This window comes from Lederbergia ruris (assembly GCF_018332955.1).
GTDB classification, from domain to species: Bacteria; Bacillota; Bacilli; order Bacillales; family Bacillaceae_C; genus Lederbergia; species Lederbergia ruris.
In genome coordinates this window covers 38,929-55,195 of record NZ_BORB01000011.1, presented here as the reverse complement: position 1 = coordinate 55,195, position 16,267 = coordinate 38,929, and the positions used below count along the sequence as shown (strand labels likewise).

General features: G+C 37.5%; 17 protein-coding genes. 15 read left to right on the top strand and 2 right to left on the bottom strand.

Going from position 1 to position 16,267, the window contains the following annotated elements:
* Positions 1-122: 122 nt before the first annotated feature.
* Positions 123-1,115, top strand: coding sequence for a dimethylarginine dimethylaminohydrolase family protein (locus KI363_RS08095; RefSeq protein WP_246516808.1), 993 nt, complete (start codon positions 123-125; stop codon positions 1,113-1,115).
* 62 nt (positions 1,116-1,177) lie between these two features.
* Positions 1,178-1,528: a DUF2200 domain-containing protein gene (locus KI363_RS08090; RefSeq protein ID WP_158323573.1), complete on the top strand. Its 351-nt coding sequence runs from the start codon at positions 1,178-1,180 to the stop codon at positions 1,526-1,528.
* Between the two features lie 352 nt (positions 1,529-1,880).
* On the opposite strand, the gene KI363_RS08085 is transcribed toward KI363_RS08090, so the two are convergent.
* Positions 1,881-2,597, bottom strand: coding sequence for a dihydropteridine reductase (locus KI363_RS08085; protein ID WP_212966066.1), 717 nt, complete (start codon positions 2,595-2,597; stop codon positions 1,881-1,883).
* Positions 2,598-2,806: 209 nt separating this feature from the next.
* Between KI363_RS08085 and KI363_RS08080 the strand changes: the two genes are divergently transcribed.
* The 5 genes from KI363_RS08080 (at position 2,807) to KI363_RS08060 (ending at position 6,431) form a co-directional block, all read left to right on the top strand.
* Complete coding sequence (locus tag KI363_RS08080) at positions 2,807-3,691, top strand: helix-turn-helix transcriptional regulator (RefSeq protein ID WP_158323571.1); 885 nt, start codon at positions 2,807-2,809, stop codon at positions 3,689-3,691.
* A gap of 538 nt (positions 3,692-4,229) precedes the next feature.
* Positions 4,230-4,781, top strand: coding sequence for an NADPH-dependent FMN reductase (locus KI363_RS08075; protein WP_158323570.1), 552 nt, complete (start codon positions 4,230-4,232; stop codon positions 4,779-4,781).
* Between the two features lie 195 nt (positions 4,782-4,976).
* The gene (locus tag KI363_RS08070; RefSeq protein ID WP_158323569.1) at positions 4,977-5,702 is read left to right on the top strand and encodes an AzlC family ABC transporter permease; all 726 of its coding nucleotides are present in this window, start codon (positions 4,977-4,979) and stop codon (positions 5,700-5,702) included.
* Entirely contained in the window at positions 5,699-6,025 is a 327-nt protein-coding gene (locus KI363_RS08065) for an AzlD domain-containing protein (RefSeq protein WP_158323568.1), read from the top strand. Before KI363_RS08070 ends, KI363_RS08065 begins: the two co-directional genes overlap by 4 nt.
* A 100-nt stretch (positions 6,026-6,125) precedes the next feature.
* Positions 6,126-6,431, top strand: a complete 306-nt coding sequence (locus KI363_RS08060; RefSeq protein WP_158323567.1) for a hypothetical protein — start codon at positions 6,126-6,128, stop codon at positions 6,429-6,431.
* A 367-nt stretch (positions 6,432-6,798) separates the two neighbouring features.
* Here the strand turns inward: KI363_RS08060 and KI363_RS08055 are convergent, their stop codons facing one another.
* Positions 6,799-7,488 (bottom strand): hypothetical protein, encoded by a 690-nt coding sequence (locus KI363_RS08055; RefSeq protein WP_212966065.1) that lies wholly within the window; start codon positions 7,486-7,488, stop codon positions 6,799-6,801.
* Positions 7,489-8,048: 560 nt separating this feature from the next.
* Between KI363_RS08055 and KI363_RS08050 the strand changes: the two genes are divergently transcribed.
* The 8 genes from KI363_RS08050 (at position 8,049) to KI363_RS08020 (ending at position 16,187) form a co-directional block, all read left to right on the top strand.
* The gene (locus KI363_RS08050) at positions 8,049-8,231 is read left to right on the top strand and encodes a hypothetical protein (protein ID WP_158323565.1); all 183 of its coding nucleotides are present in this window, start codon (positions 8,049-8,051) and stop codon (positions 8,229-8,231) included.
* 321 nt (positions 8,232-8,552) lie between these two features.
* On the top strand, positions 8,553-9,434 hold the full coding sequence (locus KI363_RS08045; RefSeq protein ID WP_212966064.1) for a LysR family transcriptional regulator: 882 nt from the start codon (positions 8,553-8,555) through the stop codon (positions 9,432-9,434).
* A gap of 161 nt (positions 9,435-9,595) precedes the next feature.
* A complete protein-coding gene (locus KI363_RS08040; RefSeq protein WP_212966063.1) occupies positions 9,596-10,837 on the top strand; it encodes a multidrug effflux MFS transporter in 1,242 nt (413 codons plus the stop codon).
* A gap of 563 nt (positions 10,838-11,400) precedes the next feature.
* Positions 11,401-11,889, top strand: a complete 489-nt coding sequence (locus KI363_RS08035; protein WP_158323995.1) for a DinB family protein — start codon at positions 11,401-11,403, stop codon at positions 11,887-11,889.
* A 134-nt stretch (positions 11,890-12,023) separates the two neighbouring features.
* Positions 12,024-12,593, top strand: a complete 570-nt coding sequence (locus KI363_RS08030; RefSeq protein WP_212966062.1) for a DUF4256 domain-containing protein — start codon at positions 12,024-12,026, stop codon at positions 12,591-12,593.
* Positions 12,594-12,841: 248 nt separating this feature from the next.
* Positions 12,842-13,576 carry an ATP-binding cassette domain-containing protein gene (locus KI363_RS21985; protein ID WP_246516807.1) on the top strand — a complete coding sequence of 245 codons (735 nt, stop codon included), beginning with the start codon at positions 12,842-12,844 and terminating at the stop codon, positions 13,574-13,576.
* A 67-nt stretch (positions 13,577-13,643) separates the two neighbouring features.
* A complete protein-coding gene (locus KI363_RS08025; protein WP_246516806.1) occupies positions 13,644-15,269 on the top strand; it encodes an ATP-binding cassette domain-containing protein in 1,626 nt (541 codons plus the stop codon).
* A gap of 495 nt (positions 15,270-15,764) precedes the next feature.
* Positions 15,765-16,187: a DUF1801 domain-containing protein gene (locus KI363_RS08020; RefSeq protein WP_212966061.1), complete on the top strand. Its 423-nt coding sequence runs from the start codon at positions 15,765-15,767 to the stop codon at positions 16,185-16,187.
* The last annotated feature ends 80 nt before the right edge of the window (positions 16,188-16,267 follow it).

Genomic DNA, 16,267 nt, shown 5'->3' with positions numbered 1-16,267 from the left:
AATCGGAATAGGATACAATAAGATTCAAATGTCTTTCCTAGTCTAATCTTAAATATGGTTCCAACCTAGCCTATTTTATTTTCTAGCTAACAAACAATTTTAGAAAGGTAGGTATCTTTAACATGATTATGAATAAGAAAAATGAACAAGTTTTCGTTGAAAGTGAATTTGCTCCTTTGAAAAGAGTTGTTCTAGCGCAATCACAATTTTCTGTACCCACCAAAGAAAATATGCAGGGTGAGCAGTTCCTAACTGAAGATTCATTAGAAGTATTAAAAGATGCATACGGTAAAGATATCGCAGATGCTTTACCAGAGGTACAAAAAAAGTGGGAAAATGAAAAAGAGAACTTTGAAAAACTGCTTAAAAAATATGAAGTTGAAGTAATCCGGCCTAGATTACTTACTGAAAACGAAAAAAAAGATGGAAAAGGGGAGGGGTATAGCAATTTCTTTGCAAGAGATCCCTTTTTTGTTATAGGGCAAATGATCATTGAAGGCAGTATGAAATTCGGTCACAGAAAAAAAGAAATTATGCCTATACGCCATATTTTAGAACATGAAGCAGAGCAGAATGAATGTCTTTATTTATCTGTGCCACAGGCGGATAGATTAGGTGAATTTTATGATATGAAAGGCCCTTTTCTTGAAGGCGGTGATGTTTTAGTTCTGAACAAAGAAATTTTCGTAGGGACATCAGGTCTTGCTTCTAATCACGAAGGAATAGTTTGGTTGCGGAACTTTGTGTCAAATTTCGGGTATACAGTCACGGAAGTACCACTTCACCCTAAAATATTACATTTAGACTGTGCGTTAAGCTTGGTCAAAGATGGATTAATGATTATTTGTGAAGAAGCATTTCTCGAAGGTATTCCAGAATCTTTAAAAGAGTGGGATAAAATATCTGTTTCTCTCGAAGATGCACAAAAATTAATCACAAATGGATTACCTTTAAATGAAGAAGTATACGTAACGGACATGGAATTTCAATCAATAATTGGTGAACAATTAACCAAGAAAGGGATAATGGTTGAATACATTGATTACAGTGTATCTAGAAGCTTTGGTGGCTCATTTCGCTGTACGACACAACCTTTATTACGAATGAATGGGTAAATCTAAAAATGGAGTGCTGTGGGTTTAAAAGATAAGGAAAATTTATAAAACGAGGATGTATCATGACTAAACATAAGATTTATACAATGAGTGTTGCGAGTGTCTATCCCCATTATGTTACGAAGGCGGAGAAAAAAGGACGTACGAAAACAGAAGTCGATGAAATCATCCGTTGGTTGACAGGATATAGTCAGGAAGAGTTAGAAGCGCAGCTGGAAAAACAGACAGACTTTGAGACCTTCTTTGCGGAAGCTCCCCAATTGAATCCTTCACGGGCTTTGATCAAAGGTGTGGTTTGTGGTGTTCGTGTGGAAGACATCGAAGAACCAACCATGCAGGAAATTCGCTATTTGGATAAGCTGATCGATGAGTTAGCAAAGGGAAAAGCGATGGAGAAGATTTTACGGAAATAATAAACGAAGAAACGCCGATTCCATATAAAAAAAATCGGTGTTTTGATGTGTGATTTAATTTTTACGACTTCGCTGATAGAATTTGCGTATATGCTGAGTTTATCCCATAGAGTTAACTCTAATGCAAAGGATAAAGAAAGAGCCACTTATTTATTTATCTAAAATATAGGCGGCTCTTCCTATTAGTTCGTAATAGAGTTCTACAAAAGGCATAAGGAGGTGGAACGATCAACTGGTCTTTCGTTCAAAACGGACTGGTTGATGAAGTCAGCGTTATCTTGGCCCTTGTTCCGCAATCGCACTGTTAATGGAACATTTATTTAGCACTGCCCAAGAAAATATTTTGTCGCGCCTAAATTGACAAATCAAATGATAAAAACTCAGGCAGTTGTCGTTCATGTTTGTCGAGCATAATCTGTTCTGGCTTGATGCCTTGCTCACGCAGTACTTCAATGTTCTGCTTAAGGAATTCGTCACTGCCGACAATATAGAAGAGTCCATCCTTGTCTGCCGCAAGCTTTTTCACTTCTTCATAGTAGTCTTTACGGTTATCGACGAACTGTGATGTGAACTTCTTGTCAGATGCGGATGAAAAAATATCAGTGAATAAGAAATTCTTTGATGAATCGATGTTCAACGAATGGATTTGATTGACGTTGTCTGCACGTTCAAAATAATCAAGTACAAGCGGTCTAAAAGTTGCCAGACCAACACCTGATGACAGCAGGTAAACATTTTTGTCTTCTCTTTTAAGCGGTACATTCGAATGGATTTTAAATATTGCAACCTTATTACCGACTTCAAGTGTTCTTAAAATGGCTTTAAACTCAGAGCACTGCTCTCTGATGCGTGTTGTGATCCCGATTAAATTTTCGTACGGTAAAGTAGAGATTGACATATGACGAATCAGGCTGCGGTTTGGCTTATCCCCGGCATTAAAACCTTCCAATGCCAAGTGAATATGGGCGCCTTCCTCCCATGTAAGGCCTTCCGGACGGTCGACTAAATATGTTTTAACCTCCGGCGTTTCATCAATAATCTTATTTATTTTCGTCCAATATATTTGCATTATATTCTCCCCTTACTCAATTATAAATATCGTTACTATCTAATATACAATAAGTGATAACGATTCTCAATTAAATGGATTGATTATTTCAGAAAATTTATGTGGTTTAAATCCCTGGCAAATTAGAAAAATCTTGATGGAAAAGCAATATATATCAAAAAATCACCTCGCTTTTTTGCTATCTTAATTGTGAGGAGGTTACAGGAAGAATGAGGTACCGTCCCATAATCCAAAAAACAATTGAATTTATCGAGAAAAACTTACAAGAAGAACTATCCTTAGAGCGTATTGCTCAATATGCTGGATTTTCAAAGTATCACTATCATCGTATTTTTCAAAAAGAGATTGGTGTAACAGTCTCTGAATATATTCGCTATCGGAGAATCGCTAACTCAGCTAACATGCTACTTAATTCGGATAGGAGGATAATAGACATTGCTTTCTATTATCGTTTTGAAACACAAGAATCATTTACTCGTTCCTTTAAAAAATATTATGAATTACCACCAGGACAATATCGTAAAATCATGAGTAAATTAACTGTGCAAAGGGAGGAATTAATGGTGGAAAAGACTGACCCGTTACTAAAAGGCTGGCAATTAAGTGGGAGTCATCCATTTCATTATCAGATTGGGATTGATAGGGAGAACATTCATAAAGGAAATGCATCTGGTTATTTAAAATCAGTTTCCGCTCAAACTCAAGAGGAATTCGCGACGATGATGCAACAATTTAAAGCTGAGAAATACCTTGGCAAAAGATTAAAATTATCTGGATTTATCAAATCAAAAAATGTGGATGGATTCTGTGGTTTTTGGATGAGAGTCGATGACGCACTAGGGGATGTGCTGCAGTTTGATAATATGAGTGACCGCCCCATTATAGGAGATTCTGAATGGAATCACTACTCTATTGTTTTAGATGTTCCTACTAATAGTGCAGTCATTGCCTTTGGTGTTTTACTCTCAGGAAATGGGCAGGTGTGGATAGATGAACTTACATTTGCGGAAGTTGATCAACAAACACCAACTACCAATATTGATTTTTCCGTTCAACTTTTAGATGAACCTGTCAATTTATCTTTTGAAGGTTAAAATTTTTAAACTATCTGAAAGGAAGGATGGTATGTCTAAATTCAAAAAACAAACTATTCATATCGTATTAGGTATCGGAATTGTAGTCGCCATTATGGCGGTAAAGTTTATGGCAGGGAATATGATTGCTCGCTTTTTATTTAATTAAAATTGCCAAGCTTTAATGGAGTAAGAGAATAGAGGAGGGGGGTACCATTTTTGCCTCTTTCTTCTTTTTTATTGTGTGCCTGTTGCTATTTGCTAAATAGTTGGTATATCAGAGAGGTGAGCGGAGGCCACAGGCTTAGGAACGCTTGTTTATGCATGGAATTGAGGTGTATAATATACCCGTCGATGTGAAGCGTAAGGGAGAAAGGTAATTCGGAATTAGGAACATAAAATGTTCAGAAACTCTTTAGATTTAGGCCAACAGGATGTTGGTCATTCAGGCGGCGATTTGTGGAGCGGTGAATTTAGTCTGAGTTCATCTTGCATTAGTGGGGGATAGAAGAAACCCGCCACTGCTTGAGTTTCACTTATATGAAAAGAGGTGGAAATAATGAAACTTGTCGGTGTATCTGGAGCACTTGCTGGTGAGAAAACATCTGTCGCTGTACATCGTGTTTTGGCTGCAGCTCGACTTCATGACTCGACTGTAGAGACAGAATTAATTGACCTAAGAGATTTCGACATTGAATTTTCATCTGGACTCCCTTTGGCAACTTATAATGAAGATACTCGGAGTGTTATCCATAAAATTTTATCTGCAGATTTTCTCGTTTTCGGCACCCCCATTTATCAAGCATCTCTTTCAGGTGCTTTAAAAAACCTGCTTGATCACTTACCCGAATACGCATTTCGACATAAAGTGACAGGGATGGTGGCAACAGGGTGGACAAATAAACATTTTCTTGTCTTAGAATACCATTTAGGCTCCATCCTATCTTATTTTAAAGGGCTCGTTCCAACAGGAAATGTCTTCATCCACAATGATTCCTTTGATATCGAAACGGATGAAATTACAGATAAACGAATTTCGGAGAGAATCGAAAAACTTGCCGAAGAAATGATTTATTTGCAACGTGGGATAATGAACAGAAACAAATCTTAATAAGATTGTTTAATAAACATGGTAGCAATTACGAATAAACTATGTTGGTTTCCTCGTTTTATACCATTCTTCAAGTAAGAAAATGAATGATTTGACGCTTCAAATGATTATTAAGCGGCGAAATCTTGATGATTATATTGATAGCAATTTTTCAGGTATTCCATTACGGTATAATCATTTCGCAGAGGTGCAACTATGAATGAACTAGGTGAAGAAATCAATAGAGGAGAAAATCTCACAACATTTTATCAAGGAGTAAAAGATTGTGTTCCAACATTAATTGGTTATATCAGTATTGGAATTGCGATGGGGATTGTTGGAGCCTCATCCAATCTAAGTATACTAGAGGTCGCTCTTTTATCGATTCTCGTTTATGCGGGTGCAGCTCAATTTATAATTTGTGCATTGTTCGTAGCAGAAAGTCCTATTTCAGTGATAGTATTTACAACTTTTATCGTAAATTTACGCCACTTTTTATTAAGCATGACATTGGCTCCCTATTTTACAAAGTATTCTTTAATGAAAAATATCGCGATAGGGACCCTTTTAACAGATGAGTCATTTGGTGTGGCTGTTAATAAAATTGTTAAAAAAGCAACTTTCAATGCTAAGTGGATGAATGGGTTAAATGTTACAGCTTACATATTTTGGATTTTATCTTGTGTGCTAGGGGCCATCTTTGGTAAATGGATTTCAAATCCAGAAATATTAGGATTAGATTTTTCTTTAACAGCTATGTTTTTGGCCTTGCTTGTGTTGCAATTAGAAAACATAGAGCATAGTAAATTAAAGCTTTATCTATCATTAATTGTTTATGTAGTTCTCTTAATGTTGGTACTCTGTCTGTTTGTCCCTTCTTATCTAGCCATTCTCTTATCAACTATAATTGTTGCAACGATTGGAGTGATAAAAGACAAATGAGTATTCAATTATCCATATTAATCATCATTTTAGGCTGTGCAATCGTAACTTTTATCCCGAGAATTATTCCGTTTATCGTTATAAGGAATATTCAGCTACCGAAAATTGTAATTAAATGGCTATCGTTTATTCCTATTTGTATTTTTACTGCACTAGTCGTTGATAGTTTTATCATCCAAGATAATAAATCATTGCTATCCATTGATTGGAGTATTCTTGCGGCTATTATACCAACACTTATTATAGCTTTATGGACAAAAAGCTTGTCCGTTACGGTTATAGTTGGAATAATATGTATGGCTTCTGTTAGGTTTTTGTTTTAATAAAGCCATCGATTGAAAAGAAGGACACGGGTCTCGGTGGCAGACAGCTCAATAAGCATTATGGATACATTATAGTTAGAAGAAGAAAGAGAGGATGGAGATGGGCAATAAATTAAAATCCAGAAGTGATTTTTCAACAGAAAGGGAATATATGTCATATACAAAAACAAGCGATTTTTTACTCAATTATTCATGGAAAGGCAAGTCGAAAGAAACGATCATTAATGAAATGGCTTTACCTGATTTTGAACAAGTTTATCTTGATGAAGCAATTGAATATCTTACAAATCAAAATGATTTTTCTGGCATGTCTTTAGACCGATTCATTTTAAAGCGTTTAGATGAAGATGAAGAAGCAGACGAATTCAACCCTAATGATATAATCTTCATTGAAAGAGAGGAATAATTATATGTATCCTTACAGGGCAAGGATGTGCCACCAAAGCCGGAACCAAGTATAAAAGAAAATAAAAACACAATCAAGATTCAAGGCCACCGTAAGCTTATCATCGAGAATTACATTTGCATATTATCTAGTGAGAGAAGAAGAACAAAAATACCAAGATCCTATTTAGGCCGGAGATTCGAAATAATGTGCTATTTTTTTACGATTATTTCAGCCGTTACCTATGGAAAAATGCCCCTGAATGAGGGACATTTTTCTTGAATTAAAACTTTAGGCTTTTCATCGTCTTGCCAAGTTTAATTTTTCCATATTTAGTGAAGATTAAGTAGATCGCGAAAAGCAAGATGACACTTGCCACCATAAGAGTTCATGATATGTCTTCTCCATGATCAGCATCTAGAAGGCTATATTGAAATTCCCATATTTCACTATCATTTAACTCATTCAAGGATAGTTCTAAATTATTTCCCAAAAAGACCGTTTCACCGTCGATGGCGACAACCATCGCCTCAATGGCATGATCACCATCTAGCTTTCTATATACATCACCAATATTCGGCATTTCACCTTGGAGAGTTTTTGCAGGGTGATCAGAATCGGCGCTTGTTAGATCACTATCGGCCATATTTTTATCTAAATAATCTATAGGATGACTGTCATGATCACGGCCCGGGACCATCAGTAAATATTCGATATGTTTGACCCCATTAAACTTAGTTGTGATAACCCCATGGGTTTCAACAGACGATACAATTTCAATTTCGTTTAATGAATAGTGATCCGTGTAATCAGGGCTTGGATTCGTAATTAAGATATAGTCCCCTTCTTCAGCTTTTTTATCCTTGTGAAGTGTATAAGCCTTATGGTTGAAAATAAAGCTGTCAAGATGTTTGGGTTTATACCTTTCAACTCTTGAAGCATTGGTTAAATGCTGTGTTAAATCTTTCAATTTGACAAGATGGACGGACTGTTTGTATATAGGCTTCACAGAATATACCCTGTGTAACTCATTGTTAAAATAGACAAATTGTCCTTTTCTTACTTGATACAGTTTCATATATAATTCTCCTTTCAGATCACTTTTAAAAAGCTAGCAAATTTAGTGAATAATACCTAACATTGGTTAACCTTCCCTTGAAGTTATGTGAATATGACCAGTACTATTATCACTCTCCAAAAAATGTTTTCTTTAGTCTATAACTCAATACGGATTTTATGGTAGCATACTTTGCCCCTTACTGCCGAAACATTGGCATCATCTTTTTTTATATTCGTATCCATTTTAGAATTCACGTAATAATTTAGTCTTAAAACTCCGTTTTAAACATAAGTAGTCTTATTTTCCAGTTATCTAGTCATCAAAAAGACAATTGGCACTCCCTATTGTTTTTGTTTAAATAAGAACTAATGTTCGGTATAATAAAGGTAAAAATGGAGGTTAGGTATGTCAAATGATAATTGCAAGGGAAGTAGAATTGACCATGATCGCTTGTTTAAAGAGTTACTCCAGGTCTTTTAACAGCTTTCTTTGAAACGTATTTACGACTGACGGACGAACAAGAACATACATTGCAGGAAGAAGTAAAACGCTTAAATCCTAATGAGGAGGCGAAAGTCGTGGAATTGATGACTTCTTATGAGCGAAAAGGGATGGAAAAAGGAATAAAGCAAGGTAAACAAGAAGGCAAAATAGAAGGCAAAATAGAAGGTAAACAGGATTCCATTTGCACATTTCTGGAGGCGAGGTTTGGATCATCTGCAGATTCAGTGCAAAAGCAGTTCGTTCAATCAATAATTTAGAGTTGTTGGACGAAGTGTTAAAGAAAGTTTTTTCCGCAAAATCCTTGGAGGAGTCACAAAATATCATTGAAAAAACAGTAAAAAATAAATGACCGAGTAAACTCCTTGCAATCGCCTTACGCAGGGAGTTGTTTTACTTCAAAGAGCCAGTTATGTCGGAGGAACGGCTTGATTATTTTTAATCAGAATGATGTTATATCCGTCGGTAAAGGAATGCTGCGCTTTGGCTTTCTAACATTTTCCCGTAAATATATTCATCTTTTTGAACATCCTCTATAATGGGATAAGTCATTAAAAATTGACATGAAACGAGGTGGGAAAATGGAGTTGAGAGTGCTTCGGTATTTTATGACAGTTGCACGTATGGAAAGTATTACCCACGCGGCTGATGCATTACATGTCACACAGCCCACATTAAGCAGACAGTTGACAAATTTGGAAGAAGAGTTGGGAACGCAACTGCTTATACGAGGAAAAAGAAAAATATCACTAACGGATGCTGGTATGCTTTTGCTTCAGAGGGCAGAAGAAATTCTTGCCATTGCCGCTAAAACGGAGAGAGAATTTAAAGATCAACAAAATCTTGTAGGAGGCGAGATATCCATAGGGAGCGTTGAAGCGATTACCTCGCAAATGCTATCGAAGTGGTTAAAGGCATTCAACACGGAATATCCTCAAGTAAGCTATAGAATTTTTAGCGGGACCGGGGATGAGATAAAGGAAAAAATAGATAAAGGAATACTGGATGTTGGGATTTTATTGGAGCCGGTCAATATTGAAAAATACAGTTTTATCAGATTACCACAAAAGGAACGTTGGGGAATTCTCACGAAGAAATCTTCTCCCTTGGCACAGAAAGAACATGTGACCGCAAAAGATCTGGTTGGGGTCCCCCTGGTAAGTCCTAGTCGGTCTATTGTACAAAATGAAATTGCCAGTTGGTTTGGTGATGACTACGATGATTTACATTTTCTTGCAACCTATAACTTAATTTTCAATGCAGCCAGCCTTGTGGAAAATGGCTTAGGACATGCCATATGTATTGAAGGTGCCCTAGCCCCAAGGAGTGATCGCTCACTTTGCTTTAGGCCGTTTGATCCCGAACTTCAATCGGGGTCTCTAATTGTTTGGAAGAAACACAAGATTTTTAGTCCAACTACTGCTCGCTTTATTCAATTTATCAAACATGCTTTAAAGACATAATCAATAATAGAATATAGGTATTGGATACGGTTATTTATGCGGTGTTAAGATGAAGGTATAAACGCTAACGCGGGCCTCTCATGATTGCCAATAAATAACTTTTTTAATTTAAAAATATTTCACTTAGCCTTGTTCATTATTTACTGAGAGGGGGTATTCATATGAAGCGATTAAACGATGCACAACAAAATTCTAAGGGCGCAGGCAACCGTTTAGGGATGGCTGTTCTACTTGGTTTACTAGCCACATTTGGATCACTTTCCATGGATATGTATCTTCCAGGTATCCCAACGATTGCACAAGACTTTCAAACAAGCGCGTCCCTTGTACAATTAAGTTTGACCGCCTGTTTGCTTGGACTCGCGGGCGGACAGATTGTCATTGGACCATTTAGTGATGCGAAAGGCAGAAAAAGGCCTTTACTCTTTTTCCTATTGATCTATATGGTTTCCTCCATATTGTGTATGTACGCTCCTACCATAGGGGTGTTTATTGCTTTACGATTTATACAAGGGTTCTCGGCATCAGCTGGTGTTGTTATTTCCCGGGCGATAGTCAGGGATTTGTATTCCGGTGAAGAATTGACGAAGTTTTTTGCATTGATCGTACTTGCCGTGGGGATTTCACCAATACTTGCTCCTGTTTTAGGAGGTGTCGTTTTACAAGTAACCACTTGGCAGGGCGTGTTCGGCGTGTTGGCTATATTGACTTTGATGATAGGGGTTGTTGTATTCATTGCCCTTCCGGAAACACTTCCGCAGGCTAAACGTTCCAAAGGCGGGATCAAACAAACTGTCCGGACCTTTGGGGATCTCATCAAAAATAAAACGTTTATGGGGTATGCACTGGCACAGGGATTGATTATGGCAGGCATTTTTGCTTATGTCTCCGGTACGCCATTTGTTTATCAAGGGATCTATGGGGTTTCCCCACAAGTGTTTAGCATTTTATTCGCAATGAATGGGATCGGTATTGTCTTAGGAAGTCGAATGACAGGGCGACTGTCTTCGAAATTTCCCGAAAGTAAGATTCTTTCAACTGGCCTTTTCGGTTCTATAGTAGCCAGTCTGATATTGCTGCTGATGATTTTCATAAAGGCTCCACTTGTTTTTATTGTTATACCACTCTTTTTGATTGTTTCTTGCATAGGGATCGTCCAAACAACCTGTTTTTCATTAGCGATGGAAACACAAGGGAATCATGCGGGAAGTGCATCCGCTCTTTTAGGTTTACTTCCCTATATGCTTGGAGCTATTTCCGCGCCTCTTGTTGGTATAGCTGGAGAATCAACAGCTATTCCAATGGGACTTACGATTATGATAGCAGACCTTGGAGCGCTGGCAAGTTACCTGTTTCTTGTACGTAAACAGGCTCCCTCACGAAAATGGTTAAACAAGCGGTAGTCAAAAAGGGACCTCCCTCTAATGTAAAAGAGTTGACTTGGAGTCGACTCTACGGTGTAGGCTCATGATATGAGTATACAAAGGGCGGGATGAGGTTAAAAATACATATACTAAAGCGCTGAGGCCATGCCGTAGAAGGGCAAATACTATACCTGAATCCGTGACGAGTACTTCGGAATCATAAAAGGCGGTTCCGACTATTTCGATCTTATTCCAAAAGAATCGACGATCAAATTCAAATAAAATAATCTTTTTTCTTTTGTTGTCTTTTTTGAAGGCATGTTAAAGGTAGGAGAACGGGCCAGATTGTGATTCCCAAACAAGCGCGGGCCATCTATCAGATCCTTTAATAAGAATGGAATATACGAGATGGAGTCTCGCATATTTCATTTGCTGGCTGACTTATTATTTCATATATTCCACGCGATAATCCGAATACCCATAGAAATTAAAGAACCGTCAGAATAGTTGATCCTTTTTTCAAAAATCTTCTATTAATGGTAGGATAGTTTATCTTTATTCTATGGTAGAATGAAAAAAACATATATGGAAGGATGAGTACCATGAATGCTGTAGATATTATAAGAAATGAATTGTTAGCTGAACTTGAAACGGGGATTCGGTCGATGGAAAGTTTGTTGAGAAAGGTACAGGTGAAGGATTGGGAGTATCGACCGGCAGACAATATGCGCACTCTTAAAGAACTGGCTAAACACATCGCTTCTATACCAGAGGTGGATCTCAATCTTTGGCAAGAAAAAGACGAGGACACCATTCAAAAGTTAGAAGCAAAGTATGATCAATTAGAATCCTCCGCAGCCATGATTGAGGCCATGAATAACGGTTATGCTGATTATAAAACCTTTATGATGTCTTTGTCAGACCAAGACTTTTTGACTAAAAAGACAAAGCCGTTTTATTTAGAGGAAGGTGCTATTCAAGCACATTGGCTCGTTGAAGAGGTTTCCCATTTTTTTCATCATCGCGGTCAATTTTTCAACTATTTGAAGCAACTTGGTTACGATATAAACATGTTCGATCTTTATGTCTAAAGGTAAATGAATGGGAATGAACGTGACGGCTTAAAAGCAATAGTTGATGGAATCGCTAAGAGATAGCTGTGTACTGATGTGTATAATCTGTCCAACTGGTAATCATTATAAGTACACACGAGGGGGAAACGAATATGACAAAGAACAATCCAAAAGAGCTGTCACTTGAACAACGTGAAGAATTACTCAGAGTATTGAAAGCTCGTTTTGAGAAAAACATGCATCGTCATGAAGGTCTTGAGTGGGCTAAAGTTCAAGCCAAGCTGGAAACTAATACGGAAAAACTGTGGTCGCTCAATGAAATGGAAACAACGGGCGGGGAACCGGACGTTGTTGAATATGATGAACAAGCGGATGAATACGTTTTTTATGATTGTTCAGCAGAAAGCCCTAAAGGTCGCAGAAGTGTTTGTTACGACCGTAAGGCGCTGGAATCAAGGAAAAAACATAAACCAGAAAATAGCGCGATAGATATGGCAACTGCCATGGGCATTGAACTATTAACGGAAGACCAATATCGAGCGTTGCAAAAACTTGAACATTTCGATAGGAAAACGTCGAGCTGGGTGCAAACCCCCGCTGATATTAGAGAACTTGGTGGGGCCCTTTTTTGTGATTATCGCTTTGGACACGTCTTCGTGTATCACAACGGTGCGGACTCTTACTATAGTGCTAGAGGATTCCGTGGCTCGCTAAGAGTCTAAATGGAGAGGCTGCTTTACTTGCACCTCCATAAGATCGACTTAAACTTGAAAGGGCTGGCATTTTCATTTTATAAATGCTGGTCCTTTTTTTATTATCAGTTGGACTTACTTTATTTCTAATGAAAAGTTAGAAGAATGCTGTGTTGAACGGTTTTGATTTTCATGGAGATTTTCTTTAGGATATTGGTTGCATCCCCTTATGATCACATGTATACTATCTTCTCTAACAAAATAAGGAGGATGTTGTGATGACGGAATGGATAAGTGTCGAGCATGCGAACGAACATAATTTAAAAGATGTGAGTGTAAAAATCCCCAAGCGTAAATTGACCGTGATAACGGGGGTTTCCGGATCAGGAAAATCCACACTTGCACATGATATTCTTTTTAATGAATCACAGCGGCAATATTTAGAGGCAATGGGCATGCAAGGCATTGAAAAACCAAATGTTGCACATATATATGGTGCTTCCCCTGCGATAAGCTTAAAGCAGCAAGAAACGTCATCAAATCCTCGTTCGACAGTAGGGACAAAGACAGCCATGTATACAAGTTTACGTATGATCTATGAGAAGCTTGGTATCCGCTCCTGTCCAAACTGTAAGAAAAAAGTTAACCCTATTCAGGCCATTGAAGAAACAGAACATATAGATGGTGATTTCACTGTATTTCAAATTTGTCCCCACTGTGATCATAAGTATAAAAAACTCACACGAAGCCACTTTTCTTACAACACAATCGAAGGCGCTTGTCAGAAATGTAAAGGTATCGGTAAAGTCATCCAAATTAATGTAAATACATTATTTAATATGGAATTGTCCATTGAAAATGGCGCCATTACATTATGGAATGGTCGCTATCTAGAGTATCAACTTGATAATATCAAAAGGACCATGAATTATTACAATGTGCCAATTGAAGAAAACACACCACTCAAAAATTTTAACGCCTTACAATTTGCTTTGCTATGGTACAAGCAGTAAAGAAGTTCAAAACCTTACGGATAAAAAGGAGCCGAAAACGGTTGGGGATGGTAAATTCCAAGGTGTCATGACAAACCTTTGGCGTAAATATCAAGAAAAAAGTGGAGATATGGGGAAAGAATCAATCTTTTTTTATAGTGATAGATGTCCTGACTGTAATGGCACGAAATTAACCGAACAAAGTCGTCGTGTTAAAGTAATGGATCGTTCAATCACTGAAATCTCAACGTTAGATTTAGAGCAATTATTAGAATGGGTGAATGAGTGTAGCCTGAACTTAACAAAAGAGGAACGATCGGTAGTGGATGTCTATCTTCGGGATATAGAGACAAAACTTAAACGTATAAAACGTCTTGGTCTCGGTTATCTCACTCTAGAACGGGGGACAAACACTTTATCTGGTGGTGAAAGTCAACGTATTCGGTTATCAGCCATCTTAGATTCAGATTTAACAGATGTCGTTTATATTATCGACGAACCAACGGCTAGTCTTCATGCTAAAGACACAGAAGGCATCATTGATATTATGAAAAAACTGAGAGATAAAGGGAACACAGTTCTTGTGATTGAACATAATACGGATGTGATGAGAGAAGCTGATTATTTAATTGAAATTGGACCAAAAGCCGGCCGATATGGTGGCGAATTAATTGGGACCGGTACATTAGAGGATCTTAAAAATAATGAACAATCCCTAATCAAAGACTACATATCAAACAGAAGTCAACCTAAGCAAGACGTTAGACAAGCAGGGAAAACAGCCATCCATATTCAAGACGCCACGCACCATAATCTTGCTTCTGTCAGTGTAGCCGTTCCTACAGAATCGCTTGTAAGTGTAACGGGTGTCTCAGGGTCAGGAAAATCCTCACTAATTTTTGATGTCTTAGGGGAACAAGCTGGTAATGTTTCGGGATTAGAGCAATTTGAAGAAGTCATCACGATTAATCAAACAAGTATTACAAAAATGAGGCGCTCAAATGTAGCGACTTATACCAACGTATTCACTGACATTCGCAATGTTTTTGCCAAACTGGTAGAGAGTAAAGCACAAGGTCTTACATCTAAATACTTTTCGTTCAATACAAATGGTGGACGGTGTGAGACATGTGAAGGACTTGGCTATGTGATGAGTAATATGTTGTTTTTTAACGATATGGAAGTTGTCTGTCCCACGTGTAGAGGCAAACGGTTCAAAGAAAACATCCTCAATATCACGTATAATGGCTACAATATAAATGACTGTCTAGAGTGTTCCGTTGAAGAAGCAATAGACATTTTCAAGAGCGAAGCAAAAATCCATAAAGTCCTCCAATTATTAACTGAAATCGGATTAGGATACTTAAAACTGGGTCAATCCCTTACAACATTATCTGGCGGTGAAGGTCAACGATTAAAGTTATCCACTTCTTTAATGAAGAAAAATAAACAAAAAACTCTATTCTTATTAGACGAACCTTCAACAGGTCTACATCCTTATGATATTCAATATTTGTTAGAATTGTTCAATCGCCTAATCGATAAGGGGAATTCCATTATCATGGTCGAACATAACATCCATATGATTAACGCGAGTGATTGGATCATCGATCTAGGACCAGAAGGTGGTGTTAAAGGCGGACATATTATTGCCGAAGGGACGCCAAGTGAAATGAAGGCAAATCCATCATCTGTGACAGGACAATATTTATAAAGTAAAGACAGCAATGGATTCTGAATAAATTTTCATTTTTAGGGATCTATCAAGTTTATTCACTATAACTTTATTGTAAACCTACAATATTGTGGAGCTAAAATAAAATTGCCGTTTATCGCTTTCCCCCTTTGGATATCTTTGTCTAAAGGGGTGTTTTTAGCGAGAACATATAAAATCGGGACAAAAGCTCCGTTTTTTAGCTTTTTACAACCCCTACTCTTTATTTTTTTGGGGGATTGCGTTATATGAGTGGGCCGATTAGATGATATAATTATAAACTCTCGATCGTTCCCGTTTTCTCGGTTAAGTCAGGGTTTCAGGAGTGATTCCACCTGGATTGTTCCCGTTTTCTTGGTTGAGTCAAGGGTTCGGGCATGATTCCACCTAGATTGTTCCCGGTTACTTGGCTGGGTCATCGTTTCGGGAGCGATTCTCTATAAACGACTACGCACTTAAACTAACAAAGCTTTTGCTTTAGGAGGGAATGGAACGATGTACGAACTAAAAACGAAAGAAACAGATAGTAGTGTTATTGAATTTATTGAGAGTGTAGATCATCCTCGAAAACGCGAAGATGCCTATAAATTGTTAGATATTTTTACGGACACAACAGGGTATGAAGCGAAAATGTGGGGACCAAGCATTATCGGATTTGGAAAATATCATTATAAATATGCATCTGGGCACGAAGGCGACGCGCCACTCGTTGGTTTTTCACCACGAAAAGCTAAAATCAGTTTATATTTTGCAACAGGTGACACGCAACGAGACGAATTATTAAAGAATTTTGGAAAACACACAACAGGAAAAGCGTGTGTATACATCAACAAAGTGGCAGATATTCATGTGGATGTATTAAAGGCATTAATCAAACAATCTGTCACGTTTTTGAAAGAAACCTATCCGAATGAATAAATTCTTTACATCTTAAATTTTAATCCAAACAATGCCATTGTTGTTGTAATCTGCTTGCGATCATTTTGGCCAATTTTTTC